The organism is Pseudomonas sp. P7548, from assembly GCF_013386585.1.
Lineage (GTDB): Bacteria > Pseudomonadota > Gammaproteobacteria > Pseudomonadales > Pseudomonadaceae > Aquipseudomonas.
On sequence record NZ_JACARO010000007.1, the window covers coordinates 65,917 to 92,293 of the forward strand.

Here is a 26,377-nt window from a genome sequence, read left to right on the forward strand (position 1 = left end):
ATCAGCGAGTGATGCCGCGAGTCGACGCCTGGATCGAGTCGCGGAACACAGCGACTTCCGGGAACTGTGCTGCAGGCTCGGCCAGTTCGGCCAACGCCTGATCAACGGTCAGCCCCTGGCGGTAGACCACTTTGTAGGCACGACGCAGGGCGTGAATCGCATCTTCACTGAAACCACGACGGCGCATGCCTTCGAAGTTCATGCTGCGCGCTTCAGCCGGGTTGCCGAATACCGTGACAAACGCCGGTACATCCTTGCCGATGGCGGTGCCCATGCCGGAAAAGCTGTGGGCGCCGATATGGCAGTACTGATGCACCAAGGTGAAACCGGACAGGATCGCCCAATCATCAACGTGCACATGGCCCGCCAGGGCGGTGTTGTTGACCAGGATGCAGTGGTTGCCGATCACGCTGTCGTGGCCGATGTGCGCATAGGCCATGACCAGGTTGTGGTCACCCAGCGTGGTCTCGGCACGATCCTGCACGGTGCCACGGTGAATGGTCACGCCTTCACGAATGATGTTGTGATCACCGATTACCAGGCGCGTTTCCTCACCCTTGTACTTCATGTCCGGGGTGTCTTCGCCTACCGAGGAGAACTGGTAGATGCGATTGTGTTTGCCAATGCGGGTCGGACCTTTGAGGATCACGTGCGGCCCGATGACTGTCCCCTCGCCGATTTCCACACCTGCGCCGATGATCGACCACGGGCCGACCTCAACGTCGGCGGCCAGTACGGCCGACGGATCGATGATTGCGCGAGGGTCAATCAAACTCATAGTTTGCGTTCCGCACAGATGATCTCGGCGGAGCACACTGGCTTGCCGTCGACCGAGGCCTGGCATTCGAACTTCCAGATCTGACGCTTGCAACTGATGAACTTGGCTTCCAGGATCAACTGGTCACCGGGCGTGACCGGGTTGCGGAAACGCAACTTGTCGGAGCCCACGAAATAGTAAAGCGTGCCGTCGGCAGGCTTGAGGTCAAGCATTTTGAAACCAAGGATACCGGCAGCCTGGGCCATCGCTTCGATGATCAGCACGCCCGGCATGATTGGATGCGCAGGAAAGTGACCGTTGAAGAACGGTTCGTTGATGCTGACATTCTTGTAGGCACGAATGCGCTTTTCCTCGACATTGAGGTCCACTACGCGGTCCACCAGCAGGAACGGGTAACGGTGAGGCAGGTATTCGCGAATCTCGTTGATGTCCATCATTTCGGGGGGAAGCCTGTAATAAAGATTGGGGGCGGGCGGACTAAAAGCACGCCCCGCTAGCAAATCAAGGAGGCAGTCTAGCGGCTGTGCACACTTGATATGGAAATGGTATCAGCCTTCTGATGAAGCATTACCGCCAGGGGTCACGTCCCCAACACGCTTTTCCAGCTGTTTGAGACGTCGAGCCATGTCGTCGAGCTGCCTCAAGCGCGCTGCGCTCTTGCGCCATTCAGCTGCGGGCTGCATGGCGGTACCGGATGAATAGGCCCCGGGCTCGGTAATCGAGTGGGTCACCATGGTCATGCCGGTAATGAAGACGTTGTCGCACACTTCGATATGCCCCACCAGCCCAACGCCACCGGCGAGCATGCAATGCTTGCCGATCTTGGTGCTGCCGGAAATACCTACGCACGCGGCCATGGCGGTGTGATCGCCGACCTGTACGTTGTGGGCGATCTGAATCTGGTTGTCGAGCTTCACGCCATTGCCAAGCACGGTATCGGCCAGTGCCCCGCGATCAACAGCGGTATTGACGCCGATTTCCACGTCATCGCCGATCAATACACCGCCCACCTGGGCGATCTTGTTCCAGACGCCTTTCGAATTGGCGAAGCCGAAGCCCTCGCCCCCGATCACGGCACCCGATTGAATCACCACGCGCTCACCGATACGCACATCGTGGTACAGGGTCACACGGGGCGCCAACCAGCCATCGGCACCAATGGTGCAGCGTGCGCCGATAAAGCAATGCGCACCCACCGTTACCCCAGCCGCAATACGCGCGCCACTTTCGATCACCGCAAAGGCGCCAATACTTGCCGCCGGATCAACCTGGGCATCATCGGCGATCACCGCAGACGGGTGAATCCCGGCTACGGCCTTGGGCTTGGGATCGAACAGGTGCGATGCCCGTGCATAGGCCAGGTAGGGGTCAGCTACCACCAAGGCATCCCCGGCAAACCCTTCGGCGTCGGCGGCCTTCAGCAACACGGCTGCGGCTTGACTGTCGACCAGGTATTTACGGTATTGGGGATTTGCGAGGAAGCTCAACTGAGCTGGGCCAGCCTCCTGCAAGGTGGCTAGCCCAGTGATTTCTTTCTCCTTGGAGCCACGCAAGGTGGCCCCCAGGAACTCGGCCAACTCGCCGAGCTTGATAGTCGCGGTCATGGCTTACTTCAGCTGGTTCATGCGCTCGATCACCTGACGGGTGATGTCGTATTGAGGCTTGACGTCAATCACAGCGCCACGCTCGAACACCAGGTCAAAGGCACCTTTCTTGATGACTTCTTCCACAGCGCTGTCGAGTTTCGGCTTCAGCTGTTTCAGCATTTCACGGTCGGCAACAGCCTTGGCTTCGTTCAGCTCCTTGGACTGGAACTGGTAATCGCGGGCCTTTTGCTTGAATTCAAGCTCCAGACGCTCGCGCTCGCCTTGCTGCATCTTGTCACCACCGGCAACCAGACGATCCTGTATACCCTTGGCGCTGCTTTCCAGGGTTTTGAGCTTGGTCAGTTGCGGACCGAACTTCTTCTCGGCATCCACGGCGTATTTCTTGGCCGCGTCCGATTCCAGCAGGGCCATCTGATAGTTCAGGACGGCGATTTTCATTTCGGCGAAGGCCGGGGTGGTTACCAGCACAGTGGCCAGCAGAACCAATTGAGTCAACTTACGCACGATGTACTCCTACAGAATCCGTTGTCGTTATCTTGGGTCAGACGCTTAGAACGTCTGGCCGAGGGAGAATTGGAAAATCTGGGTTTCAGCGTTATCCGGTTTCTTGATCGGCATGGCCAGAGCAAAGCTCAACGGGCCGAGCGCAGTCACCCACGTCACACCCACACCCACAGAACTGGCGAGGTTGCTCAGACTGATGTCGTTGCACTGGGTCTGAGACTTCACGCCACTCGGGTTGGTGATCTGGTCGCACTTGGAGTCGAACACGTTACCCACGTCCCAGAATACCGAGGTCCGCAGCGAACGCTGATCCTTGACGAATGGCAGCGGGAACAGAATTTCCGCACCACCCTGGATCAACACGTTGCCACCGAACGGCAGCGGGTCGTTGTCCGAGTCAGCCACTGTGCCATTGTTGCCGGTTACGCCAACACCACGGCTCGGAGTACCACGCGGGCCGAGGGTGCTGTCCTTGAAACCACGTACAGAGTTGAAGCCACCTGCGTAGTAGTTCTCGTAGAACGGTAGACCATGAGTCGAACCATAACCATCGCCATAACCCAATTCGGTGTGCAGGCGCATGGTGTAGTTGTCACTCAATGGCTGGAACAACTGGCCACGGTAGTCGAGCTTGAAGAACGACAGGTCGCTGCCCGGCGTGGTTGCTTCCAAAGTCAGGCTCTGGGAATGGCCACGGGTTGCCAGTACGCCTTTGTTCAAGGTCGACTCAGACCAGCCGGCCGATGCCTTGAAGTTCAGGAACTTGTCACCTTCGGTACGCACGAAGTTGAAGATCTCGTCCACGGTGTACACACCGGTCTTGATCTCATCCTGTTGCGCGGTCAGGCCGAACGTCAGACGCGAAGTTTCGCTGATCGGGTAACCGATGTTGACACCGGCACCCAGGCTGTCGATCGCATAGCTTGCAACGTCAACGTCGAGGTCTTTGTAGTCGGTGGTGCGGTAGAAGGCGTTGTAGCCCAGGCTCACACCGTCAGCAGTCCAGTAGGGGTCGACATAACCGAAGTTGTAGCGGCTCTGGTATTCGCTTCGGGTCAGGCCGATGGACACCTTGTTACCGGTACCAAGGAAGTTGTTCTGGGTAATCGAACCACCGAGGATCAGACCCGCACTCTGTGCAAAGCCGACGCTTGCGGTGATCGAACCCGACGCTTGTTCTTCCACGGCGTAGTTCACGTCAACCTGGTCATCCACACCCGGTACAGCCGGTGTCTCGACGTTGACTTCCTTGAAGAAGCCCAGGCGCTCAAGACGGGTCTTGGACTGGTCGATCAGGTAAGTCGACGCCCAGCCACCTTCCATCTGGCGCATTTCACGGCGCAGCACTTCGTCCGCAGACTTGGTGTTGCCACGGAAATTGATACGGTTCACGTAGGCACGCTTGCCTGGGTCGACAACGAAGGTGATGTCCACGGTATGGTCATCATCATGCGGGGTCGGCACGCCGTTGACGTTGGCGAAGGTATAGCCTTCGTTACCCAGGCGGCGGGTGATCAGTTCGGAAGTGGTGGTCATCAGCTTGCGCGAGAACACCTGGTTCTTCTGCACCAGCAGCAGGGCCTTGACCTGGTCTTCAGGGACTTTCAGGTCGCCGCTGAGCTTCACGTCACGAACGGTGTACTTCTCGCCTTCGTTGACGTTGACAGTGATATAGACGTGTTTCTTGTCCGGCGTGATGGACACCTGGGTCGAAGCGATATCCATGTTGATATAGCCACGGTCCAGGTAGTAGGAACGCAGGCGCTCCAGGTCACCGGAGAGTTTTTCACGGGCGTACTTGTCATCGTTCTTGAAGAACGACAACCAGTTGGTGGTCTTGAGTTCGAACAGATCGATCAGGTCGTCATCAGAGAACTTGGTGTTGCCCACCACGTTGATGTGCTGAATGGCAGCCACGGTGCCTTCGTTGATGTTGACCTTCAGGCCGACACGGTTGCGAGGCTGCGGGATCACTTCTGTTTCCACGGTCGCGGAGTAGCGGCCCTGGGCAACGTACTGGCGTTGCAGTTCGTTACGCACACCCTCAAGGGTGGCGCGCTGGAAGATCTCGCCTTCGGCCAGGCCGGATTGCTTGAGGCCCTTCATCAGGTCTTCAGTGGAGATCGCCTTGTTGCCCTCGATCTCGATACTGGCGACGGAAGGTCGCTCGACGACGGTGATGACCAGGACGTTGCCTTCGCGACCCAGTTGGATATCTTGAAAGAACCCGGTTTTGAACAGCGCACGAGTGGATTCCACCAGGCGACGGTCATCAGCCTGTTCCCCGACGTTCAACGGCAAGGCACCAAAGACGCTACCCGCGGAAACCCGCTGGAGGCCGTTGACGCGAATATCGGAGATAGTGAAGGACTCGGCGTGAACTTCGGCGATCATCAATACGGTGAGAACCGCAGTTAGCAGCAGACGTTTCATGAAGTCCTTTCTTATTCCAACTGGCAATAAACAAACTGCCGCAAAATGCGGCAGATTCGCAATTCAGCGAAGCGTTACAGTCGTCCCAGATCGTTGACCAGGGCTAACAACATCACCCCGACCACCAAACTGATACCGATCTGTATCCCCCAACCCTGCACCCGATCCGACAAGGGGCGACCACGCACCCACTCGACCAGATAAAACAACAGATGCCCCCCATCCAATACTGGAATGGGCAGCAAATTCAGAACCCCCAGGCTAATACTCAGATAAGCCAGGAAATTCAGGAAATCTGCGACACCCGACTGGGCAGAAGCGCCCGCCACTTTAGCAATGGTTATCGGTCCACTCAAGTTTTTTACCGAGAGCTCGCCGAACAACATTTTCTTGAGGGATTCGAGGGTCAGCACGCTCATGGTCCAAGTGCGTTTTGCACCTTCGCCAATCGCTGCCAAAGGCCCGAAACTGACCTCCCGAACCATCGACGGCGGCCACTCTACGCCCTTGACTCCAGCACCCAGGTAGCCCCCGGCCGCCTTGGCTTCCCCGCGTACCGACAAGGTCACAGGGACGTCGATTTGAGCACCATCGCGCTCAACTTTCAGCACAATTTTGGTATCAGGGCGTACACGCACCAGATCGACCACTTGCTGCCAGTCACCCAGCGACTGACCATCAAGCGCCAGCAGGCGATCGCCGGTTTTCAGGCCTGCAGCCTGGGCCGGACCTTTCGGGTCCAGCTCGGCAAGTACCGGCGGCAGCGCAGGACGCCATGGGCGAATACCCAGGGATTTGATCGGATCAGGCTCATCAGCGCCCTTAAGCCAATGATCCAGGACCAGCTCACGCGGGGTTTCAGTGGTGGAGTCTTGCTCACGCACTACCACATTGACGGTGCCGCTTTCGCCCAGGCGACGAACCAACTGCAGGTTGACCGCGCCCCAGCCAGTGGTAGGTTCGCCATCAATGGAAACAATTTCCTGCCCGGCAACCAGGCCAGCCTTGGCCGCCAGGCTGTCCGCCTCGACCGCACCGATGACCGGGCGCACCTGTTGGCTGCCCAGCATGGCCAAGACCCAGAAGAACACCATCGCCAACAGGAAGTTGGCAATCGGGCCCGCAGCCACAATGGCGATACGCTGACGAACGGTCTTGCGGTTGAAGGATTGGTCCAGTTGATCGGCCGGCACTTCGCCTTCACGTTCATCGAGCATCTTGACGTAGCCGCCCAGCGGAATGGCTGCAATCACGAACTCGGTACCATGGCGATCGTGCCAGCGGACCAACGGCATGCCGAAACCGACGGAAAAGCGCAATACCTTGACGCCGCAACGACGCGCCACCCAAAAGTGGCCGAATTCGTGGAAGGTAACCAGCACACCCAGAGCAACCAGGGTGCCGACAATCATGTAGAGCGCACTCATCTAATTTCTCCGCATTCCAATCCAGTGCCTGAAGGCCTACTGCGCCGACAGACTAACGCGCATTGCGGTTCAACCATTGCCCGGCCAGCGCTCGAGCCTTTGCATCCGCCTCAAACACCGCGCCCAGATCATTCACCGCGACCACAGGTTCAAGGCTCAGCACGTCCTCGATGATACTCGCGATCTGCGGAAAGCGGATGCGCCCATCAAGAAACGCCGCCACCGCCACTTCATTGGCCGCATTGAGCATGGCTGGCGCGCTGTTGCCCGCCTCGGCCGCTTGCCGCGCCAGACGCAGGCATGGGAAGCGCTGCTCGTCCGGCGCCTCGAAGTCCAGGCGGGCGATGGCAAACAAATCCAGAGGCGCAACCCCGGAGTCGATCCGCTCAGGCCACGCCAAGGCATTGGCGATCGGTGTGCGCATGTCGGGGTTACCCAGCTGCGCCAATACCGAACCATCCACATAGTCGACCAGGGAATGAATCACACTTTGCGGGTGAATCACCACCTCGACCTGGTCCGGCCGGGCATCGAACAGCCAGCAGGCTTCGATCAGCTCCAGGCCCTTGTTCATCATGCTGGCTGAGTCTACGGAGATTTTGCGCCCCATGGACCAGTTCGGATGAGCACAGGCCTGATCCGGAGAGACATGCTCCAACTCCGCCGAAGGCGTCTGACGGAACGGGCCACCCGAAGCGGTCAGCAGAATGCGACGCACGCCTACCTGGCTCAGACCACGGGAAAAATCCCCCGGCATGCACTGGAAAATCGCGTTGTGCTCACTGTCGAGAGGCAGCAGTACGGCGCCGCTCTTGCGCACCGCCTGCATGAAGAGTGCGCCAGACATCACCAGCGCTTCTTTATTGGCCAGCAGGATCTTCTTGCCCGCATCGACAGCCGCGAGCGTCGGACGCAGGCCCGCAGCGCCAACGATGGCTGCCACGACGGTATCGACCTCGGCATCCGCCGAAACCTGGCAAAGCCCCTCCTCGCCCACCAACACTTGAGTGGCGAGCCCGACAGCGCGCAGGTCGTCCTGCAAGCCACGGGCTGCCGCCGCCTCAGGTACTACAGCAAAACGCGGCGCGTGGCGCACGCACAACGCCAGCAGCTCACTCAGACGCGTAAACCCGGTCAGGGCAAAGACCTGATAACGGTCCGGGTGGCGAGCAATCACATCAAGGGCGCTCAACCCTACCGAGCCGGTTGCACCCAGCACGGTCACTTGCTGCAGGCGGCTCACGAAGCGGTCATCCACAACAGCACTGCAAAGATCGGGATCGCAGCAGTCAGGCTGTCGATACGGTCCAGCACACCACCGTGACCTGGCAGCAGGTTGCTGCTGTCCTTGATCCCGGCCTGGCGCTTGAACATGCTCTCAGTGAGGTCGCCAACCACCGAAATAAACACGACGACAGCGGTGCCCAACAAGGCCAGGAAAATCTCCCTCACCGACCAATCGCGCACAACACCGACCACCAGCGTAATGACCAGAGTCAACGCCAGACCACCGTACACGCCCTCCCAGCTCTTGCCCGGGCTCACGGCCGGCGCTAGCTTGCGCTTGCCAAAGGCCCGACCCGAGAAGTACGCACCGATATCAGCACCCCACACCAACACCATCACCGCCATGATCAGCCAGTTGCCCATGGGCGAATTCTTGATCTCCACCAACCCTTGCCAGGCCGGCAGCAGAATCAGCAAACCAATCACCAGCTTGCTGGCAACACTGGACCAGTGACCACTGGTACGCGGAAACGTCAGCACCAGGAAGGTCGCCAGCGCCCACCACAACACCGCCGCCCCCAACACCCAAGGCACGACGATGCTCGACAGGGTATGCATCAGAAACAGCAGCACCGCGACCACCGCGGCGTACACCACGCGTGGCAATTGCGCATTGAAACCCGCCAGGCGCGCCCATTCCCAGGCGCCCAGGGTCACGACCAGGCCGATAAACAGCGCAAAGCCGGAACCATCGAGCAGGAAGAACCCGCACAAGGCGATCGGCAACAGGATCAGTGCAGTGATGATTCGTTGTTTAAGCATTTAAACCCGGGCTCCAGCTTCGATCTGCTCGCTCGTTTTACCGAAGCGACGCTGACGGGAAGCGAAATCGGCCAGCGCATTGCGCATGGCATCGTGTTTGAAGTCCGGCCAGAACAGGTCGGAGAAGTACAGCTCGGTGTAAGCCAGCTGCCACAGCAGGAAATTGCTGATGCGATGCTCACCACCGGTACGAATGCACAGGTCAGGTAACGGCAAGTCACCGGTGACCAGGCAGGTCTGCAACAGTTCAGGCGTGATGTCATCCGGCCGCAGATGACCGGCCTGCACTTCGCGGGCAAGGCGTTGCGCCGCTTGGGCGATATCCCACTGGCCACCGTAGTTGGCTGCGATCTGCAGCACAAAACGATTGGCGCCAGCCGTGATAGCCTCGGCCTCGCGCATGGCAGCCTGCAGTTCCGGATGAAACCGCGAGCGATCACCAATGATGCGCAGGCTGATGTTGTTGTCGTTGAGACGCTTGGCCTCACGACGCAGAGCCTTGAAGAACAGGTCCATCAAAGCGCTGACTTCTTCGGCAGGCCGCTGCCAGTTTTCACTGGAGAAGGCGAACAAGGTCAGCACCTCGACCTTGGCTTCGGCGCACACCTCAATCACGGCCCGCACCGCATCGACACCCGCTTTATGCCCGGCTACACCCGGCATAAAGCGTTTCTTCGCCCAGCGATTATTCCCATCCATGATGATCGCGACATGGCGCGGCACCACAGAGGGTACAGTCTGCTTGGTCTTTTCCATGAAGGCGTCCTGACCCCTTATACGGCCATCAGGTCCTTTTCTTTTTCTTCCGTGGCCTTGGTGATCTGGGCCTCGGCATCTTTAGTCAGCTTGTCGATATCGGCAACGGCACGACGCTCTTCGTCTTCGCTGATTTCCTTGTCCTTGACCAGCTTCTTCAGGTCACCCAAGGCATCGCGACGGATGTTGCGCACGGCCACACGGGCATCTTCTGCAGCGCTGCGTGCCTGCTTGGTGAAGCCCTTGCGGGTTTCTTCGGTCAGGGCAGGCATGGAGATCAGCAGCAACTCACCCAGGTTGGTCGGGTTGAGGTTCAGGCCAGCGCTCTGGATTGCCTTGTCAACGGCAGCGAGCATGTTGCGCTCGAATGCCACGACCTGCAGGGTGCGCGAGTCTTTCACGGTGACGTTGGCCACGCTGCTCAGCGGAGTGTCGGCGCCGTAGTAAGGCACCATCACGCTGCCCAGGATGCTTGGGTGCGCCTTGCCGGTACGAATCTGGCCGAATGCATGGCTCAGAGACTCCAGGGATTTCTGCATACGCGCTTGGGCGTCTTTCTTGATTTCGTTGATCATTGTTGGCCTTCCTCGATCAGAGTCCCTTCCGCGCCGCCGTGTACGATATTCAGCAGGGCGCCGGGCTTGTTCATGTTAAATACGCGCAGCGGCATCTTGTGGTCGCGGCACAGGCAAATTGCCGTCAGATCCATCACGCCCAGCTTGCGATCCAGCACTTCATCGTAGGTCAGATGATCGAACTTCTCGGCATGCGGGTCTTTGAATGGGTCTGCGGTGTACACACCATCCACCTTGGTGGCCTTGAGCACCACGTCAGCATCGATCTCGATGGCACGCAGGCAAGCAGCCGAATCAGTGGTGAAGAACGGGTTACCCGTGCCAGCGGCAAAGATCACCACTTCCTTGGCATTCAGGTGGCGCATGGCTTTACGACGATCATAGTGATCGGTCACGCCGACCATGGAAATAGCCGACATCACGATGGCCGAGATATTGGCGCGCTCCAGAGCGTCGCGCATGGCCAGGGCGTTCATCACAGTGGCCAGCATGCCCATGTGGTCGCCCGTGACCCGATCCATCCCGGCCGCACTCAGTGCAGCGCCGCGGAACAGGTTGCCGCCACCGATCACCAGACCGACTTGTACGCCGATTCCGACCAACTGGCCGACCTCCAGCGCCATGCGGTCGAGCACCTTGGGATCGATCCCGAACTCTTCCGAGCCCATCAGGGCCTCGCCGCTAAGCTTGAGTAGAATGCGTTTATAGCGAGCCTGATAACCACTGCCCTGCTGAGCCATTGCGAATCTCTCCTGCGGCGTATTTTTTAAAAATTCTTGGCGAGCCGTTTACGGCTTGCGTTCACTCTAGCTGGACGCTATCACAGCGCCATCGGAACACGGCTTTGTAAGCCAGTTCCGAGGGGAAGCCAAATAAAATCAGCCTTCCCATTTGAAAAGAGGCTGCGCGCGTGAGCGGGCAGCCTCTTTCGGGCGACAGTTTAAAACTGTCTTATTGCTTGGCGGCAGCCAGCTGGGCAGCAACTTCTTCAGCGAAGTTGTCGACCGGCTTCTCGATGCCTTCGCCTACTTTGAAGTAGGTGAAGGAAACGATTTCAGCACCGGCTTTCTTGGCCAGGTCGCCAACCTTGATTTCAGGGTTCTTGACGAACGCCTGCTCAACCAGGCTTGCTTCAGCCAGGAACTTGCTGATACGGCCTTTGACCATGTTCTCAACAATGTTTTCTGGCTTGCCTTTGATTTTTTCTTCGTTCAGCTGCAGGAACACAGCTTTTTCACGCTCGATCGCTTCGGCCGAAACTTCCGAAGGCAGCAGGAACTCAGGGTTGCTTGCAGCAACGTGCATAGCGATGTCTTTGGCCAGCTCTACGTCGCCACCTTTCAGAACAACCGCTACACCGATCTTGTTGCCGTGCAGGTAACCACCAACCACGTCACCTTCAACGCGGGCCAGGCGACGGATGTTGACGTTTTCGCCAACCTTGCCGACCAGTACCAGGCGAGCAGCTTCTTGAGCTTCGATCAGAGGCTCAACGGTGGTCAGCTTGTCAGCGAATGCTTTTTCAACGCTGGCAGCCACGAATGCCTTGAAGTCGTCCTGCAGAGCCAGGAAGTCGGTCTGCGAGTTCACTTCCAGCAGAACAGCGGACTTACCGTCTTCTTTCAGAGCGATAGCGCCTTCAGCAGCTACGTTGCCTGCTTTCTTGGCGGCCTTGATGGCGCCCGAAGCACGCATGTCGTCGATGGCTTTTTCGATGTCGCCGCCGGCCTTGGTCAAGGCCTTTTTGCAATCCATCATGCCTTCGCCGGTACGCTCACGCAGTTCTTTAACCAACGCTGCAGTAATCTCTGCCATTTCAAAATCCTCTTGGATAGGTTTTCAACCATTCCACCCGATCAAACGGGCGATCAATTCTTCCCGAACCACCCTTGTAGGCCGCTGCACGTTACAAATGATGTAGCTGCGCTGCCGACAAATGGTTTTCGAGGTGGCAAAAAGGGGGCCAAGCCCCCTTTTTGCTTACTGAGTCAACGCCAGGGCGCTATTACTCAGCGGCAGCTACCGGAGCTTCTTCAACGAACTGCTCGGTACCACCAGCAACGTGGTTGCGACCACGGATTACAGCGTCAGCCATCGAACCCATGTACAGCTGGATAGCGCGGATTGCGTCATCGTTGCCTGGGATGATGTAGTCAACGCCTTCCGGGCTGCTGTTGGTATCGACTACGCCGATAACAGGGATGCCCAGCTTGTTGGCTTCGGTGATCGCGATGCGCTCGTGATCAACGTCGATAACGAACAGTGCGTCAGGCAGACCGCCCATGTCCTTGATACCACCCAGGGAACGATCGAGCTTTTCCAGGTCACGGGAGCGCATCAGCGCTTCTTTCTTGGTCAGCTTGGCGAAAGTACCGTCTTCGGCTTGTACTTCAAGGTCACGCAGACGCTTGATGGAAGCACGGATGGTCTTGAAGTTGGTCAGCATGCCGCCCAACCAGCGGTGATCGACGTACGGCGAACCGCAACGTGCTGCTTCTTCAGCAACGATCTTGCCAGCGGAACGCTTGGTGCCGACGAACAGAATCTTGTTTTTGCCCTGGGCCAGACGCTCTACGAAAGTCAGAGCTTCGTTGAACATTGGCAGGGTTTTTTCAAGGTTGATGATGTGGATCTTGTTACGCGCGCCGAAAATGTATTTACCCATTTTCGGGTTCCAGTAACGGGTCTGGTGACCGAAGTGCACACCGGCCTTCAGCATATCGCGCATATTGACTTGGGACATGATAGTTCCTTAATAAGTCGGGTTTGGCCTCCACGTATCCCAATGACCAACCAGCGGCATCAAGGCCTCCGGCACCCAGGTCATCGTGTCGACACGTGTGTGGATTTAAGCTTTGCGGGGTATCCCCGGAAAGCGGCGCATTTTATACCACAGCATCGACGAAAACGAAACCCGCAATCACATCTGCCGCCAACCGCGTTCACGCAAGCCCTTGAATAGAGCCCACAACCCCCTACCTTATAGAGAGAAGCGATTATCAGAGGCTCATGATTTGAGGCCATCGTCTGATAGAATCGCGTTTTTTGTGGCTTGTGCGAATTCTGTAACCTTTTGTCGCACGCCCGTAAACCGTATTGATTTCAGCGCGTCGCGCTAGAGAGAGCCTGTATGACCGTAAGTTTGAAAACCGCCGAAGACATCGCCGGCATGCGCATCGCCGGCAAACTGGCTGCCGACGTGCTGGAAATGATCGCCGAACACGTCAAGCCCGGCGTCACCACCGACACCCTGAACCAGATCTGCCACGACTATATAGTCAATGTGCAAAAGGCCATCCCTGCCCCGTTGAACTACAAGGGTTTCCCCAAGTCCATCTGCACCTCGGTCAACCACGTGGTCTGCCACGGGATCCCGGGCGACAAGCCCCTGAAGGACGGCGACACCCTGAACATCGACGTCACCGTGATCAAGGACCGCTACTTCGGCGACACCAGCCGCATGTTCCACGTCGGCACCGTGCCGGTCTGGGCCGAGCGCCTGTCCCAGGTGACCCAGGAATGCATGTACAAGGCCATCGAGATCGTGAAACCCGGCTGCCGCCTGGGCGACATCGGCGAAGTGATCCAGAAGCACGCCGAAAAGAACGGTTTCTCGGTGGTGCGCGAGTTCTGCGGCCACGGCATCGGCACTGTGTTCCACGAAGAGCCACAGATCCTGCACTACGGCCGCGCCGGCACCGGTATGGAGCTGAAAGCAGGCATGACCTTCACCATCGAACCGATGATCAACCAGGGCAAGGCCGACACCAAGGTGCTGGGCGACGGCTGGACCGCCATCACCAAGGACCGCAAGCTCTCGGCCCAGTGGGAGCACACCCTGCTGGTCACCGACACCGGCTACGAGATCTTCACCCTGCGCGCCGACGACACGATCCCGCGCACGTCGGGTGCGGCTTCGGCGTAAAGCTTGCTTAGGTTTTCCCCCCACTGTGTTGTGACTGACTGATAGATAGAAAGGAAAACCGATCGATGCCCCAGGTGGATCCCGAACTCTTCGACCGCGGCCAGTTCCAGGCCGAACTGGCGTTGAAGGCAAGCCCCATCGCCGCCTTCAAGAAGGCTATCCGCCAGGCCCGCGAGGTGCTCGATGAGCGCTTTCGCAGCGGCCGGGACATCCGCAGGCTGATCGAGGACCGCGCCTGGTTCGTCGATAACATCCTGCAAAAGGCCTGGGAGCAATTCAGTTGGAGCGAGGACGCCGACATCGCCCTGGTGGCGGTCGGCGGCTACGGGCGCGGCGAGCTGCACCCCTACTCCGACATCGACCTGCTGATCCTGCTGGACAGCGCCGACCATGAGATCTTTCGCGATTCTATCGAGCGCTTTCTCACCCTGTTGTGGGACATCGGCCTGGAAGTCGGCCAGAGCGTGCGCTCGGTGGACGAATGCGCCGAAGAGGCCCGCGCCGACCTGACCGTCATCACCAACCTGATGGAAAGCCGCACCATCGCCGGCCCCGAACGCCTGCGCCAGCGCATGCTCGAAGTCACCAGCACCGCGCACATGTGGCCAAGCAAGGACTTCTTCCTGGCCAAACGCGCCGAGCAGAAGGCCCGGCACCACAAATACAACGACACCGAATACAACCTGGAACCCAACGTCAAGGGCTCGCCCGGTGGCCTGCGGGATATCCAGACGATTTTGTGGGTTGCCCGTCGCCAGTACGGCACCCTGAACCTGCGGGCCCTGGCCGGCGAAGGTTTCCTGGTGGAAAGCGAAAACGCCCTGCTGGCCTCCTCCCAGGAGTTCCTGTGGAAAGTGCGCTACGCCTTGCACATGCTCGCCGGACGCTCCGAAGACCGCCTGCTGTTCGACCACCAGCGCTCCATCGCCACCCTGCTGGGCTTTGAAGGTGAAGACGCGAAGACCAGCATCGAAAGCTTCATGCAGCAGTATTACCGGGTGGTCATGAGCATTGCCCAGCTCAGCGACCTGATCATCCAGCACTTCGAAGAAGTGATCCTGGCGCCCGAGGATGAAGCGCCGCCGCAGCCGATCAACGCGCGTTTCCAACTGCACGACGGCTATATCGAGGCGCGCAACGACAACGTCTTCAAACGCACCCCGTTCGCCATGCTGGAGATCTTCGTGCTGATGGCCCAGCAGCCGGAAATCAAGGGCGTGCGCGCCGACACCATCCGTTTGCTGCGGGAAAACCGTCACCTGATCGACGATGACTTTCGCAACGATATCCGCAACACCAGCCTGTTCATCGAGCTGTTCAAGTGCAAGATCGGCATCCACCGCAACCTGAGGCGCATGAACCGCTACGGCATCCTCGGGCGCTACCTGCCGGAATTCGGCTTTATCGTTGGGCAGATGCAGCACGACCTGTTCCACATCTACACCGTGGACGCCCACACCCTGAACCTGATCAAGCACCTGCGTAAGCTGCAGTACACCCAGGTGTCAGAGAAATTCCCGCTGGCCAGCAAGCTCATGGCCAAGCTGCCCAAGCCGGAGCTGATCTACCTCGCTGGCCTGTACCACGACATCGGCAAGGGCCGCCATGGCGACCACTCGGAAGTCGGCGCCGTCGACGCCGAGGCGTTCTGCCAGCGCCACCAGTTGCCCCTGTGGGACAGCCGCCTGATCGTCTGGCTGGTGCAGAACCACCTGGTGATGTCCACCACTGCCCAGCGCAAGGACTTGTCCGACCCGCAGGTGATCCACGACTTCGCCGGCATCGTCGGCGATGAAACCCGTCTCGACTACCTGTATGTACTGACCGTCTCCGACATCAACGCCACCAACCCCACGCTGTGGAACTCGTGGCGTGCCAGCCTGTTGCGCCAGCTCTACACCGAGACCAAGCGCGCCTTGCGCCGTGGCCTGGAAAACCCGGTGGACCGCGAAGAGCAGATCCGCCGCACCCAAAGCGCCGCCCTGGACATCTTGGTGCGTGGCGGCAACGACCCGGACGATGTCGAGCAACTCTGGTCGCAACTGGGCGACGACTACTTCCTGCGCCACACCGCCGGCGATGTGGCCTGGCACAGTGACGCGATCCTGCAGCAGCCGGCCGATGGCGGGCCTTTGGTGCTGATCAAGGAAACCACCCAGCGCGAATTCGAAGGCGGTACGCAGATCTTCATCTATGCGCCGGACCAGCACGACTTCTTCGCCGTGACCGTGGCCGCCATGGACCAGCTCAACCTGAACATTCATGACGCACGGGTCATCACCTCCAGCAGCCAGTTCACCCTCGACACCTACATCGTGCTCGACACCGACGGCGACTCGATTGGTGACAACCCGGTGCGGGTGAAAAAGATCCGCGAAGGCCTTACCGAGGCCCTGCGCAACCCTGACGACTACCCGACCATCATCCAGCGCCGGGTACCGCGCCAGCTCAAGCACTTTGCGTTTGCGCCCCAGGTGACCATTTCCAACGACGCCCAGCGGCCGGTAACCGTGCTGGAACTCAGCGCACCGGATCGCCCGGGGTTGCTGGCACGCATCGGCGGGATCTTCCTGGAGTTCGACCTGTCGTTGCAGAACGCCAAGATTGCGACCCTCGGCGAGCGCGTGGAAGACGTGTTCTTCATCACCGACGCCGATAACCAGCCGCTGTCCGACCCTGAGCTGTGCCTGCGCTTGCAGGAAGCCATCGTGCAGCAGTTGAGCGTGACCCAAGAGCCTGGGGTCGAGCTCACCCGGCTGACTATTTGATTATTGAATGTGTTAACCCGATTCATGTGGGAGCTGGCTTGCCTGCGATAGGGCCGCCACGGTGTATCTGGCACAGCGAGGCGAAGCCATCGCAGGCAAGCCAGCTCCCACAGGGTCTGCGCTTACCTAAGAGACTTTTATGAACAACGCCCTGAACCAGCTCCAGCCCTACCCGTTCGAAAAACTGCGTGCCCTGCTGGGCAGCGTCACGCCGAACCCGGACAAGCGCCCGATTGCGCTGTCCATCGGCGAACCCAAACACAAGTCACCTGAGTTCGTCGCCAAGGCCCTGGCCGACAGCCTTGACCAGATGGCGGTGTACCCGACCACCCTGGGCATCCCGGCCTTGCGCGAGGCCATTGGCGCCTGGTGCGAACGCCGCTTCAATGTACCCAAGGGTTGGCTCGACCCGGCGCGCAACATCCTGCCGGTCAACGGCACCCGCGAGGCGCTGTTCGCCTTCACCCAGACCGTGGTCAATCGCGGTGACGACGCCCTGGTGGTGAGCCCGAACCCGTTCTATCAGATCTACGAAGGCGCGGCGTTCCTGGCCGGGGCCAAGCCGCACTACCTGCCTTGCCTGGATGCCAACGGCTTCAACCCGGATTTCGATGCCGTGACGCCGGACATCTGGAAGCGCTGCCAGATCCTGTTCCTGTGCTCCCCGGGTAACCCGACCGGCGCGCTGATCCCGGTCGATACCCTGAAAAAACTCATCACCCTGGCCGACGAACATGACTTCGTCATCGCCGCCGACGAGTGCTACAGCGAACTGTACTTCGACGAACAAACCCCACCACCGGGCCTGTTGAGCGCCTGCGTCGAGCTGGGCCGCCAGGACTTCAAGCGCTGCGTGGTGTTCCATAGCCTGTCCAAGCGCTCCAACCTGCCAGGCCTGCGCTCCGGTTTTGTGGCCGGCGACGCCGACATCCTCAAGGCCTTCCTGCTGTACCGCACCTACCACGGCTGCGCGATGCCGGTGCAAACCCAGCTGGCCAGCATTGCAGCCTGGAAAGACGAAGCCCATGTGCTGGCCAACCGTGACCTGTACCGCGAGAAATTCGACGCCGTGCTAGCCATTCTCAAGCCGGTACTGGATGTGCAGGCACCGGATGGCGGGTTCTACCTGTGGCCGAATGTGAATGGAGACGATGCCACCTTTTGTCGCGACCTGTTCGAGCAAGAACACGTAACCGTGGTTCCGGGTTCCTACCTGTCGCGGGAAGTGGATGGCTTCAACCCGGGTGCAGGGCGAGTGCGTTTGGCACTGGTTGCACCACTGGCGGAGTGCGTGGAGGCGGCTGAGCGAATTCGCGATTTTGTCCAGCGCACTCAGTAACCCTTGCCAACCCCGCACTGTGCAACACAGTGCGGGGCCTTGCTCACTTGAACAAGGGGAACCAGAATTTCGCGCTTAACACTCATTGGGACATTCCCTTGGAGTACAGCGCATGAACCCGACCGCTCAACTTTCTGGCAACGTTCATTTCCCACTGCCGCCCTTAGATAGCGAAACTCCCACCTCTGCGCGCACCGGCCGGACCAAAAGAGGCCTCGCAGACACAACCAAACGCTGGCCCGCAGGCGTCATAACCGTTGCTATTGACCTTAGAGACCAGAAAAGCAAGGCTCTGGTGATAGATGCGATCAGGGAGTGGGCGCATAACACTCCCGCCCTTCAATTTCGGGTTGTCGATGGCAGAGAGGGCGATATTCGAATCTCTGATGACCCAGGCATCAAGAGAAACTGGTCCGCGATTGGCACCGACGCGAAAAACGTGCCGCTGAGCGAACCGACGATGCACTTGGAACGACTCGATGATTCGAGGGAATTCCGTGCAAATGCGCTGCACGAATTCGGCCATGCCCTGGGGCTGCTGCACGAACACCAAAACCCTGAGCACGATATCAACTGGGACATAGACGCTGTTTACGAAGGTTACACCAGCGAGCACTTCCCGAAAGAGCTCGTCTATAGTCAGTTCCTGAAACTACCTGTTGGCGACCATTTGCTCGTCACCCGCTATGACAGTAAGTCCATCATGCATTACGACTTCCCGGATATTGTCACCCTTGATGGAAGAGGTGTCGGTGCCAATACCCATCTCTCGGAAGGAGACAAAGCCATCGTACGCAAACTATACAAATTACCCACCTGATAGTTACTCAGTGCGAACCTCTACTTCATCACTCCCAAGTTCGCTTCGCTCATATCCAGATCCGCCAACACTTCCCTCAACACGTCATCACCCATCTGGTGATGACGGCTCAAGCTATACAACTCCAGGCGCTGCGCCCGCAGGGCCCTGAGCCACAACTTGCGCTCAAGCAGATCTATCTGTTGCGCCAGCGCCTGGGCTTGGGCCGAGTCGTTGCAGAACGCCACGATTGCGACCCTCGGCGAGCGCGTAAGACGTGTTCTTCATCACCGACGCCGATAACCAGCCGCTGTCCGACCCGGAGCTGTGCCTGCGCTCGCAGGAAGCCATCGTCGTGACCCAGGAGCCTGGCGTCGAGCTCACGCGCCTGACTATATAAATTTTAATGTTGTGGACGTGGCTCATGTGGGAGCTGGCTTGCCTGCGATGGCATCGCCTCGATGCGAACATGTGAAAGCGGCGGAGCGGGTTCGTGCGTTTATTCAGCGTCATCAGTCATCAAACACGCCCGCACTGCGCAATGCAGTGCGGGATGCTGAGCATTTCCTACAGCGCCACAAGTATTAAGCTACGCCTTTGTTGGAACGTTTCCCTCAAACAGCACCACTACATGGACTCCAGACTCCTTTCGTCAGCGAGGCCGTGCATTTTGAGCATCAACCCTACTGCCCATCCAACAGCCGCCGCCCCTGAGCATGCCTACAACAACCAGGCGCCGGAAACATCCGCGCTCAGTAGAAAAAAACGTGGCGTGGCATTCCCTGCGGACCTTTGGCCACAACACTCGACACTCAAGATCTCGTTGATTGGCATGACGCCGGAGCAAGAGCAACTCACCAAAACCAGCATCAATAAGTGGGCGCCTCACGTCAATCTGACGTTTGAGTTCACCCAATCACCCGACGCCGATATCAGGATTGCAGCGGACAATAATTCCTATGGGGGCTCATCGACAGTCGGCGTAAATGCGAAGAAGGTTCCCGCCCAAAAGCCCACGATGGTTATCGGTTTTGCACACGGCTTGGTTGCAAAAACCAGCCAGACGGTAGCGCATGAGTTCGGCCATGCCTTGGGTTTGAAGCATGAGCACCAACATCCCTACCGGACTTTAGAGTTCAATGCAGAAAACGTCTATCAAGAGCACGATCGCTACAAACAACCCAGGAAAGAGGCTGACGACCAAATACTGAAAAAATTTGATCCTCGCCAGGTTTATTCTTCTCAGTATGACCCGCGCTCAATCATGCACTACAGCATGCCGGGGGAGTACTTCACTAACGGCATGCCCACATCCGAGAACTATGAACTGTCAGAAACCGACAAACAGTTCATCCGTGCGCTGTACCCTAAAAACCGATAGAGCCCCTGAGACTTATTTCAGCGATCCCAGGTTCGCTTCGCTCATATCCAGCTCCGCTAACACCTCCCGCAACACGTCATCACCAATCTGGTGATGACGGCTCAAGCTATACAATTCCAGGCGCTGCGCCCGCAGGGCCTTGAGGCGCAACTTGCGCTCAAGCAGGTCCATCTGTTGCGCCAGCGCCTGGGCCTCGGCCGAGTCGTTGAACACTTCCAACTGGTGGCGGTATTCCGACATCAAGCGTGCCTTCAACTCAGCAGCGAGCGCGGCCTGGGCGGCGTCCTGGGTTTCGGTTTCAGCAAGTTCCTCGGTTTCCAGGGCATGAATCGCGGCCACGGCGGTTTTCTTCCAGGCCTCGCGAACCTCGTTGTGGCGCTTCTCATCGGGACTCTTTTCGACGCCGCGCAACAACAGTGGCAAGGCAATGCACGCAGCAATCAGCGATAACAGGATCACCCCTGCCGCGATAAAGGTCAGCAGGTCACGCTCGGGAAAGTCCTGCCCCGGCGCCAGCAGCAGCGGCACCGACATCACACCGGCCAGCGTCACTGCACCGCGCACGCCACCGACGGTGAGCAACCAGCATGAACGCGCCGTTGGCACCAGCGTCAGCTCACCTTTGCCTCGCAGCCTGCGCAGCAAACCCGACAGCCGCCAAATACTCTGTACCCAGATAAAGCGCAGCACCAGCAACACCAGGAAGATCGCCACCACGTCCAGGCAGCGATACAACAAGGTCGGCCACAACGTCGGCTCATGGCTGACCACCGCCTTGATGATGTCCGGCAGTTGCAGGCCCAGCAGCAGGAAGATCAAGCCGTTGAAAGCAAACTCCAACAACGACCAGACGCTGCGGTTGAGCAAACGCGTGCTCGTCTGGCGCGGCAGCAGGTCGAGCCAGCTTTGCATCATGCCCGCTGCTACCGCCGACAAAATCCCCGATGCACCCAAACGCTCAGCCAACACATACGCGGCAAACGGCAGCAGCAACATGAACACTACATGCGTCGCCGGGTCGTCCCAACCCCGGGCGATCATCCAGGTGCGCAAGCGGCCCACCAGCCAGCTCAGCGCGACCCCCACGGCCAGGCCACCGACGGCCACCAAGACAAACGTGAGGCTGGCATCGGCCAGGGAAAACACCCCGGTCAACGCCGCCGCCAGGGCGAACTTGAAGGTCACCAGGCCCGACGCATCATTCATCAATGCCTCGCCCTGCAACATGTGCATCAGCGGAGTAGGCAAACGGTTCTGGGAAATGGCGGACACGGCCACAGCATCCGTCGGCGACAAAACCGCCGCCAGGGCGAAGGCCACCGGCAGCGGGATCGTAGGCAATATCCAGTGAATGAAGTAACCGGCACCGACTACCGTGAACAGCACCAGCCCCACCGCCAACGTCAGGATCGGCCCGCGCAGCCGCCAAAGCTCTCGCTTGGGCATGCGCCAACCATCGGAGAACAACAACGGCGGCAGGAACAGAAACAGGAACAGCTCCGGGTCCAGTGCCACGTGCAACCCTAGCGTAGGCCACGCCAGCAAGGCGCCGGCGGCAATCTGCACCAAGGGCAACGGCAGAGGAATGACACGCCCGACCAGACGCGAAACGCTGACCAGCATCAGCAGAATAAGAACGGTGTAGGCGGTTTGCATAACGCGGGTTTCCCGGACAATCGACGTGCAACGACACACATACGGCAACAACTCGCCGTTGAAGTGCCATATAACCCAGCTATGTTACCCACCTGGCTGCAGCCTGACATTTGCACATAAGTCGCACGCCGGCATGACGAGCGGCACCCAAACCCGCTGGTCGTGGCATAATCCGTGACCTTCCGTTTTCACACGCTCAAAGGGGGCAATTCCTTGACCGCTTCAAGCAAAACGTTGCACCTTTTCGGCATCAAAGCCTGCGACACCATGAAAAAGGCCCGCACCTGGCTCGATGAGCACGCTGTGAGCTATGAGTTCCACGACTACAAAACAGCCGGTATCGACCGCGAACACTTGACCCAATGGTGCAACGAGCACGGTTGGCAGGTGGTTTTGAACCGTGCGGGCACCACCTTTCGCAAACTCGAAGACGAACGCAAAGCCGATCTCGATCAGTCGAAAGCCATTGAATTGATGCTCGCGCAACCTTCGATGATCAAGCGCCCGGTGCTTGATCTCGGTGACAGAACCCTGATTGGCTTCAAGCCAGATAGTTATTCGGCGGCCCTCAAGTAGGCCAGCCCTTTCCATTTTGTAGAGGTAACAGCATGTCCAATTCCCTGTTCAGCCTGGGCTTCGGCGTCGGCACTCAGAACCGCCAAGGTGCTTGGCTGGAAGTGTTTTACGCGCAGCCGCTGCTCAACCCTTCGGCTGAAATCGTCGCAGCCATCGCGCCGATCCTCGGTTACACCGAAGGCAACCAGGCCATTACCTTCACCATCAGCCAAGCACTGCAGCTGGCTGATGCGCTCAAGAATGTCGACGCCACCCAAGCCGCGTTGCTCAACCGCCTGGCTGAAAGTCACACGCCGCTGGTCGCCACCCTGCTGGCTGAAGACGCCGCACTGACCTCCACGCCTGAGGCCTACCTCAAGCTGCACCTGCTGTCCCACCGCTTGGTCAAGCCACACGGCCTGAGCCTGGCCGGTGTGTTCCCGCAACTGCCGAACGTGGCCTGGACCAGCCAGGGCGCGATCGACATCGCCGAACTGGCCGAACGCCAACTGGAAGCACGCCTGCGTGGCGAGCTGCTGGAAGTGTTCTCGGTGGACAAGTTCCCGAAAATGACCGACTACGTGGTTCCGGCCGGCGTACGGATCGCTGACGCCGCGCGTCTGCGCCTGGGCGCCTACGTGGGCGAAGGCACCACCGTGATGCACGAAGGTTTCGTCAACTTCAACGCCGGCACCGAAGGCCCGGGCATGATCGAAGGCCGTGTGTCGGCTGGCGTGTTCGTCGGCAAGGGCTCGGACCTGGGCGGCGGTTGCTCCACCATGGGCACCCTGTCGGGCGGCGGCAATATCGTGATCAAGGTGGGCGAAGGCTGCCTGATCGGCGCCAACGCCGGTATCGGTATCCCGCTGGGCGACCGCAACACCGTGGAGTCGGGCCTGTACGTCACCGCCGGCACCAAGGTTGCGTTGCTGGACGAGCAGAATCAATTGGTCAAGGTGGTCAAGGCACGCGAACTGGCCGGCCAGCCGGACCTGCTGTTCCGCCGCAACTCCGAGACCGGTGCCGTGGAGTGCAAAACCCACAAATCGGCCATCGAACTGAACGAAGCGCTGCACGCTCACAACTAAGCAGCCACTCGATGCCACTAGCGGGCCCCCACCCAGGGGCTCGCTTATACGAGTCTTTATCACCATGCTTGTGCCCTCTCCCTGGCGCGCCGACTTCCCGGCCATCGCCACCCTGCAACGGCAAGACCAGACCTACCTGGACAACGCCGCCACCACGCAAAAACCCCAAGCCCTGCTGGATGCCATCAGCCATTACTACGCCAATGGCGCAGCCAATGTGCACCGTGCCCAGCATTTGCCGGGGGCTCACGCGACACAGGCTTTTGAAGACAGCCGCAACAAGGTCGCGCAGTGGCTGAACGCAGGTGACAGCGGGCAAATCGTGTTTACCCACGGCGCGACATCGGCGCTGAACCTCTTGGCCTATGGCCTTGAGCACTTATTCAATGCGGGCGATGAGATTGTCATCAGCGCCCTGGAACACCATGCCAACCTGCTGCCCTGGCAGCAGTTGGCCAAACGCCGCGCGCTGAACCTGGTGGTATTGCCCCTGGGTGACGACGGCGTGATTGACCTTGCCGTCGCCGCCGAACTGATCGGCCCACGCACGCGCCTGCTGGCGGTGAGCCAGTTGTCCAACGTGCTCGGCGCCTGGCAGCCCCTGGAGGCCCTGTTGGCGCTGGCCCAGCCACACGGCGCGCTGACCGTCATAGACGGTGCCCAGGGCATCGTCCATGGCCGTCACGACGTGCAGGCCCTGGGGTGCGACTTCTATGTGTTCTCCAGCCACAAACTCTACGGGCCGGACGGCGTCGGCGTGCTGTTTGGCCGCAACGAAGCCCTGCACCACCTGCGCCACTGGCAGTTTGGTGGCGAGATGGTGCAACAGGCCGACTACCACAGCGCCAGCTTTCGCCCGGCGCCCCTGGGTTTCGAAGCCGGCACGCCGCCGATCGCCAGCGTGATCGGCCTGGGGGCCAGCCTGGACTACTTGAGTTCGCTGGACCCCAACGCCGTGATCGCCCATGAAGCAGCCCTGCACGACTACCTGTTGCGCGGGCTCAAAGCGCGCAACGGTGTGCAAGTATTGGGATATCCCCAGGTGGCCCTGGTCAGCTTCGTGGTCGATGGCGTGCACAACGCTGACCTCGCCCACCTGCTGACGGAGCAAGGCATTGCCGTGCGCGCCGGACATCACTGTGCGATGCCGTTGCTCAAGGCGATGCATCTGTCGGGGGCGATTCGTGTGTCCCTGGCGCTGTACAACGACTCCGATGATCTGGAGCGTTTCTTTGAAGCGCTGGATCAAGCGCTGGATATGCTGCGATGAATTTGCCGGTGGATGCAGTGACCGCGCTTGACGCCTTCCAGGCTGTCGGCAGTTGGGAACAGCGCGCGCGGATGCTGATGCAATGGGGCGAGCGTCTGCCGGCCCTGGCCGACGGGGATAAAGTCGACGCCAACCTGGTGCAGGGCTGCGAAAGCCTGGTGTGGTTGGCGGGGCACTTGCAGGATGGCCGTTGGCAGTTTGCTGCCGCCAGCGATGCACGGATGATTCGCGGGTTGGTGGCGTTGCTGCTGGCGCGGGTGAATGGGTTGACGGCCGCCGAGTTGCAGGCCGTTGATCTGCCGGACTGGTTCAACCAGCTGGGGCTTTCCCGCCAATTGTCACCGTCCCGCAGCAATGGCCTTAACGCTGTCCTGCAGCGCATGCGAGCGTTGGGCCATACCTAAAACCAAATGTGGGAGCGGGCTTGCTCGCGAAAGCGCCGTGTCAGTCTATACATGATTGACTGAGCCACCGCATTCGCGAGCAAGCCCGCTCCCACATTTTGAGCTTGGTTCGGCAGGATAGTTAAGCAGGCTTGACCCGCTCCGACGGCCTACGCACCCCGGCGACGATCTTATCCACGGCCTTGGTCGCCGCGACCATGCCAAACGTCGCCGTCACCATCATCACCGCGCCAAATCCACCCGCGCAGTCCAGCTTCACCCCATCCCCGACAAAGCTCTTTTGCAAACAGATACTGCCGTCCGGCTTGGGATAGCGCAGTTGCTCGGTGGAAAACACACACGGCACGCTGTAGTGGCGGGTCACGGTGCGCGAGAAACCATAGTCGCGGCGCAGGGTTGAGCGCACTTTGGAGGCCAGCGGGTCATTGAAGGTGCGGTTCAAGTCGCACACCTGGATCAACGTCGGGTCGATCTGCCCGCCGGCACCGCCGGTGGTGATGATCTGGATCTTGCGGCGCTTGCACCAGGCAATCAGCGCCGCCTTGGCGTTGACCGCGTCGATGCAGTCGATCACGCAGTCGATGTCTGGCGTGATGTATTCAGCCATTGTGTCGCGGGTGACGAAATCCGCCACCGCGTGCACCGTGCAATCCGGGTTGATGCCGCGCAGGCGCTCAGCCATCACCTCGACCTTGGGTTTGCCCACGGTGCTGTCCAGGGCATGCAACTGGCGGTTGCTGTTGCTGACGCAGACGTCGTCCAGGTCAAACAGCGAAATCTCGCCCACCCCGCAACGGGCCATGGCTTCCGCCGCCCAGGAACCCACGCCGCCGACGCCGACGATCGCCACATGGGCCGCTTTCAAGCGTTCCAGGCCTTCAATGCCATACAAGCGGGCGACGCCTGCAAACCGTGGATCTTCTGTACTCATGACCATTACCCCAAAAACCGGCGCGCATTATGGACTACAGAGCGACAAGTTCGAAGCGACAAGCTACAAGTAAAGAACTTAGATGGCCTTTCGCTGACTAATGTCCGGTTTTTCTCTGCTTGCTGTACGGTC

The 26,377-nt window shown here is 59.4% G+C and carries 24 protein-coding genes and 2 pseudogenes; 10 read left to right on the forward strand and 16 right to left on the reverse strand.

Annotation, left to right across the window (positions count from 1 at the left end; genetic code table 11):
- Window position 1: 1 nt before the first annotated feature.
- The 13 genes from lpxA to rpsB form a co-directional block, all read right to left on the reverse strand.
- Window positions 2–778 (reverse strand): acyl-ACP--UDP-N-acetylglucosamine O-acyltransferase, encoded by a 777-nt coding sequence (gene lpxA / locus HX803_RS03515; RefSeq protein WP_176994696.1) that lies wholly within the window; start codon window positions 776–778, stop codon window positions 2–4.
- Entirely contained in the window at window positions 775–1,215 is a 441-nt protein-coding gene (gene fabZ / locus HX803_RS03520) for a 3-hydroxyacyl-ACP dehydratase FabZ (protein WP_003172281.1), read from the reverse strand. The genes lpxA and fabZ overlap by 4 nt, the downstream gene beginning before the upstream one ends.
- 111 nt (window positions 1,216–1,326) lie before the next feature.
- Window positions 1,327–2,382 (reverse strand): UDP-3-O-(3-hydroxymyristoyl)glucosamine N-acyltransferase, encoded by a 1,056-nt coding sequence (lpxD, locus tag HX803_RS03525; protein WP_178919022.1) that lies wholly within the window; start codon window positions 2,380–2,382, stop codon window positions 1,327–1,329.
- A gap of 3 nt (window positions 2,383–2,385) precedes the next feature.
- The gene (locus tag HX803_RS03530; RefSeq protein ID WP_003172279.1) at window positions 2,386–2,889 is read right to left on the reverse strand and encodes an OmpH family outer membrane protein; all 504 of its coding nucleotides are present in this window, start codon (window positions 2,887–2,889) and stop codon (window positions 2,386–2,388) included.
- A gap of 45 nt (window positions 2,890–2,934) precedes the next feature.
- The gene (gene bamA, locus HX803_RS03535) at window positions 2,935–5,322 is read right to left on the reverse strand and encodes an outer membrane protein assembly factor BamA (RefSeq protein ID WP_176994694.1); all 2,388 of its coding nucleotides are present in this window, start codon (window positions 5,320–5,322) and stop codon (window positions 2,935–2,937) included.
- Between the two features lie 74 nt (window positions 5,323–5,396).
- Window positions 5,397–6,749, reverse strand: coding sequence for a sigma E protease regulator RseP (gene rseP, locus HX803_RS03540; RefSeq protein ID WP_178919023.1), 1,353 nt, complete (start codon window positions 6,747–6,749; stop codon window positions 5,397–5,399).
- A gap of 52 nt (window positions 6,750–6,801) precedes the next feature.
- Window positions 6,802–7,992 carry a 1-deoxy-D-xylulose-5-phosphate reductoisomerase gene (gene ispC / locus HX803_RS03545; protein ID WP_178919025.1) on the reverse strand — a complete coding sequence of 397 codons (1,191 nt, stop codon included), beginning with the start codon at window positions 7,990–7,992 and terminating at the stop codon, window positions 6,802–6,804.
- Entirely contained in the window at window positions 7,989–8,798 is an 810-nt protein-coding gene (locus HX803_RS03550) for a phosphatidate cytidylyltransferase (protein ID WP_178919027.1), read from the reverse strand. Before HX803_RS03550 ends, ispC begins: the two co-directional genes overlap by 4 nt.
- Window positions 8,799–9,554: a polyprenyl diphosphate synthase gene (gene uppS, locus HX803_RS03555; RefSeq protein WP_016974405.1), complete on the reverse strand. Its 756-nt coding sequence runs from the start codon at window positions 9,552–9,554 to the stop codon at window positions 8,799–8,801.
- Window positions 9,555–9,571: 17 nt separating this feature from the next.
- Window positions 9,572–10,129, reverse strand: coding sequence for a ribosome recycling factor (gene frr / locus HX803_RS03560; protein ID WP_043049618.1), 558 nt, complete (start codon window positions 10,127–10,129; stop codon window positions 9,572–9,574).
- Window positions 10,126–10,869, reverse strand: a complete 744-nt coding sequence (pyrH, locus tag HX803_RS03565) for a UMP kinase (RefSeq protein ID WP_003172271.1) — start codon at window positions 10,867–10,869, stop codon at window positions 10,126–10,128. The genes frr and pyrH overlap by 4 nt, the downstream gene beginning before the upstream one ends.
- Before the next feature lie 211 nt (window positions 10,870–11,080).
- Entirely contained in the window at window positions 11,081–11,944 is an 864-nt protein-coding gene (tsf, locus tag HX803_RS03570) for a translation elongation factor Ts (RefSeq protein ID WP_016974403.1), read from the reverse strand.
- A gap of 190 nt (window positions 11,945–12,134) precedes the next feature.
- Window positions 12,135–12,872: a 30S ribosomal protein S2 gene (gene rpsB / locus HX803_RS03575; RefSeq protein ID WP_003189158.1), complete on the reverse strand. Its 738-nt coding sequence runs from the start codon at window positions 12,870–12,872 to the stop codon at window positions 12,135–12,137.
- Between the two features lie 387 nt (window positions 12,873–13,259).
- Here rpsB and map point away from each other — a divergent pair, with 387 nt between their 5' ends.
- From map to HX803_RS03595, 4 genes are all read left to right on the forward strand, one after another.
- Entirely contained in the window at window positions 13,260–14,054 is a 795-nt protein-coding gene (map, locus tag HX803_RS03580; protein WP_178919029.1) for a type I methionyl aminopeptidase, read from the forward strand.
- 65 nt (window positions 14,055–14,119) lie between these two features.
- Entirely contained in the window at window positions 14,120–16,822 is a 2,703-nt protein-coding gene (locus HX803_RS03585) for a [protein-PII] uridylyltransferase (RefSeq protein ID WP_178919030.1), read from the forward strand.
- Between the two features lie 139 nt (window positions 16,823–16,961).
- Window positions 16,962–18,161, forward strand: a complete 1,200-nt coding sequence (gene dapC, locus HX803_RS03590) for a succinyldiaminopimelate transaminase (RefSeq protein WP_178919031.1) — start codon at window positions 16,962–16,964, stop codon at window positions 18,159–18,161.
- 112 nt (window positions 18,162–18,273) lie between these two features.
- Window positions 18,274–18,981, forward strand: coding sequence for a M12 family metallopeptidase (locus HX803_RS03595; RefSeq protein ID WP_178919032.1), 708 nt, complete (start codon window positions 18,274–18,276; stop codon window positions 18,979–18,981).
- Between the two features lie 20 nt (window positions 18,982–19,001).
- On the opposite strand, the pseudogene HX803_RS03600 reads toward HX803_RS03595, so the two are convergent.
- Window positions 19,002–19,196: pseudogene (locus HX803_RS03600) on the reverse strand (Na+/H+ antiporter); the annotation flags it as partial.
- Between HX803_RS03600 and HX803_RS32630 the strand changes: the two are divergent.
- Window positions 19,192–19,360 (forward strand): annotated as a pseudogene (locus HX803_RS32630) (PII uridylyl-transferase); the annotation flags it as partial. The pseudogenes HX803_RS03600 and HX803_RS32630 sit on opposite strands and share 5 nt — an antisense overlap.
- A gap of 270 nt (window positions 19,361–19,630) precedes the next feature.
- Window positions 19,631–20,341 carry a M12 family metallopeptidase gene (locus HX803_RS03605; protein ID WP_178919033.1) on the forward strand — a complete coding sequence of 237 codons (711 nt, stop codon included), beginning with the start codon at window positions 19,631–19,633 and terminating at the stop codon, window positions 20,339–20,341.
- A 12-nt stretch (window positions 20,342–20,353) separates the two neighbouring features.
- On the opposite strand, the gene HX803_RS03610 is transcribed toward HX803_RS03605, so the two are convergent.
- Window positions 20,354–21,997 carry a Na+/H+ antiporter gene (locus tag HX803_RS03610; protein ID WP_178919034.1) on the reverse strand — a complete coding sequence of 548 codons (1,644 nt, stop codon included), beginning with the start codon at window positions 21,995–21,997 and terminating at the stop codon, window positions 20,354–20,356.
- A 267-nt stretch (window positions 21,998–22,264) separates the two neighbouring features.
- Between HX803_RS03610 and HX803_RS03615 the strand changes: the two genes are divergently transcribed.
- The 4 genes from HX803_RS03615 to HX803_RS03630 all read left to right on the forward strand — a co-directional run bounded on the left by HX803_RS03615 (window position 22,265) and on the right by HX803_RS03630 (window position 25,314).
- Complete coding sequence (locus HX803_RS03615) at window positions 22,265–22,573, forward strand: arsenate reductase (protein WP_231982825.1); 309 nt, start codon at window positions 22,265–22,267, stop codon at window positions 22,571–22,573.
- A gap of 32 nt (window positions 22,574–22,605) precedes the next feature.
- Entirely contained in the window at window positions 22,606–23,640 is a 1,035-nt protein-coding gene (dapD, locus tag HX803_RS03620; RefSeq protein ID WP_178919035.1) for a 2,3,4,5-tetrahydropyridine-2,6-dicarboxylate N-succinyltransferase, read from the forward strand.
- 64 nt (window positions 23,641–23,704) lie between these two features.
- Window positions 23,705–24,910 (forward strand): aminotransferase class V-fold PLP-dependent enzyme, encoded by a 1,206-nt coding sequence (locus tag HX803_RS03625; protein ID WP_178919036.1) that lies wholly within the window; start codon window positions 23,705–23,707, stop codon window positions 24,908–24,910.
- Complete coding sequence (locus tag HX803_RS03630) at window positions 24,907–25,314, forward strand: SufE family protein (protein ID WP_178919037.1); 408 nt, start codon at window positions 24,907–24,909, stop codon at window positions 25,312–25,314. The genes HX803_RS03625 and HX803_RS03630 overlap by 4 nt, the downstream gene beginning before the upstream one ends.
- 121 nt (window positions 25,315–25,435) lie before the next feature.
- On the opposite strand, the gene tcdA is transcribed toward HX803_RS03630, so the two are convergent.
- The gene (tcdA, locus tag HX803_RS03635; protein ID WP_372339886.1) at window positions 25,436–26,245 is read right to left on the reverse strand and encodes a tRNA cyclic N6-threonylcarbamoyladenosine(37) synthase TcdA; all 810 of its coding nucleotides are present in this window, start codon (window positions 26,243–26,245) and stop codon (window positions 25,436–25,438) included.
- Between the last annotated feature and the right edge of the window lie 132 nt (window positions 26,246–26,377).

Bases quoted from the DNA above. Each gene is read 5' to 3' on its own strand.
- lpxA (WP_176994696.1), bottom strand. From the start codon at position 778: ATGAGTTTGATTGACCCTCGCGCAATCATCGATCCGTCGGCCGTACTG.
- HX803_RS03595 (WP_178919032.1), top strand. From the start codon at position 18,274: ATGAACCCGACCGCTCAACTTTCTGGCAACGTTCATTTCCCACTGCCG.
- pyrH (WP_003172271.1), bottom strand. From the start codon at position 10,869: ATGGCTCAGCAGGGCAGTGGTTATCAGGCTCGCTATAAACGCATTCTA.
- lpxD (WP_178919022.1), bottom strand. From the start codon at position 2,382: ATGACCGCGACTATCAAGCTCGGCGAGTTGGCCGAGTTCCTGGGGGCC.
- HX803_RS03630 (WP_178919037.1), top strand. From the start codon at position 24,907: ATGAATTTGCCGGTGGATGCAGTGACCGCGCTTGACGCCTTCCAGGCT.
- frr (WP_043049618.1), bottom strand. From the start codon at position 10,129: ATGATCAACGAAATCAAGAAAGACGCCCAAGCGCGTATGCAGAAATCC.
- uppS (WP_016974405.1), bottom strand. From the start codon at position 9,554: ATGGAAAAGACCAAGCAGACTGTACCCTCTGTGGTGCCGCGCCATGTC.
- tcdA (WP_372339886.1), bottom strand. From the start codon at position 26,245: ATGAGTACAGAAGATCCACGGTTTGCAGGCGTCGCCCGCTTGTATGGC.
- tsf (WP_016974403.1), bottom strand. From the start codon at position 11,944: ATGGCAGAGATTACTGCAGCGTTGGTTAAAGAACTGCGTGAGCGTACC.
- fabZ (WP_003172281.1), bottom strand. From the start codon at position 1,215: ATGATGGACATCAACGAGATTCGCGAATACCTGCCTCACCGTTACCCG.
- bamA (WP_176994694.1), bottom strand. From the start codon at position 5,322: ATGAAACGTCTGCTGCTAACTGCGGTTCTCACCGTATTGATGATCGCC.
- rpsB (WP_003189158.1), bottom strand. From the start codon at position 12,872: ATGTCCCAAGTCAATATGCGCGATATGCTGAAGGCCGGTGTGCACTTC.
- HX803_RS03610 (WP_178919034.1), bottom strand. From the start codon at position 21,997: ATGCAAACCGCCTACACCGTTCTTATTCTGCTGATGCTGGTCAGCGTT.
- HX803_RS03585 (WP_178919030.1), top strand. From the start codon at position 14,120: ATGCCCCAGGTGGATCCCGAACTCTTCGACCGCGGCCAGTTCCAGGCC.
- HX803_RS03550 (WP_178919027.1), bottom strand. From the start codon at position 8,798: ATGCTTAAACAACGAATCATCACTGCACTGATCCTGTTGCCGATCGCC.
- HX803_RS03615 (WP_231982825.1), top strand. From the start codon at position 22,265: ATGAAAAAGGCCCGCACCTGGCTCGATGAGCACGCTGTGAGCTATGAG.
- dapC (WP_178919031.1), top strand. From the start codon at position 16,962: ATGAACAACGCCCTGAACCAGCTCCAGCCCTACCCGTTCGAAAAACTG.
- map (WP_178919029.1), top strand. From the start codon at position 13,260: ATGACCGTAAGTTTGAAAACCGCCGAAGACATCGCCGGCATGCGCATC.
- rseP (WP_178919023.1), bottom strand. From the start codon at position 6,749: ATGAGTGCGCTCTACATGATTGTCGGCACCCTGGTTGCTCTGGGTGTG.
- dapD (WP_178919035.1), top strand. From the start codon at position 22,606: ATGTCCAATTCCCTGTTCAGCCTGGGCTTCGGCGTCGGCACTCAGAAC.
- HX803_RS03625 (WP_178919036.1), top strand. From the start codon at position 23,705: ATGCTTGTGCCCTCTCCCTGGCGCGCCGACTTCCCGGCCATCGCCACC.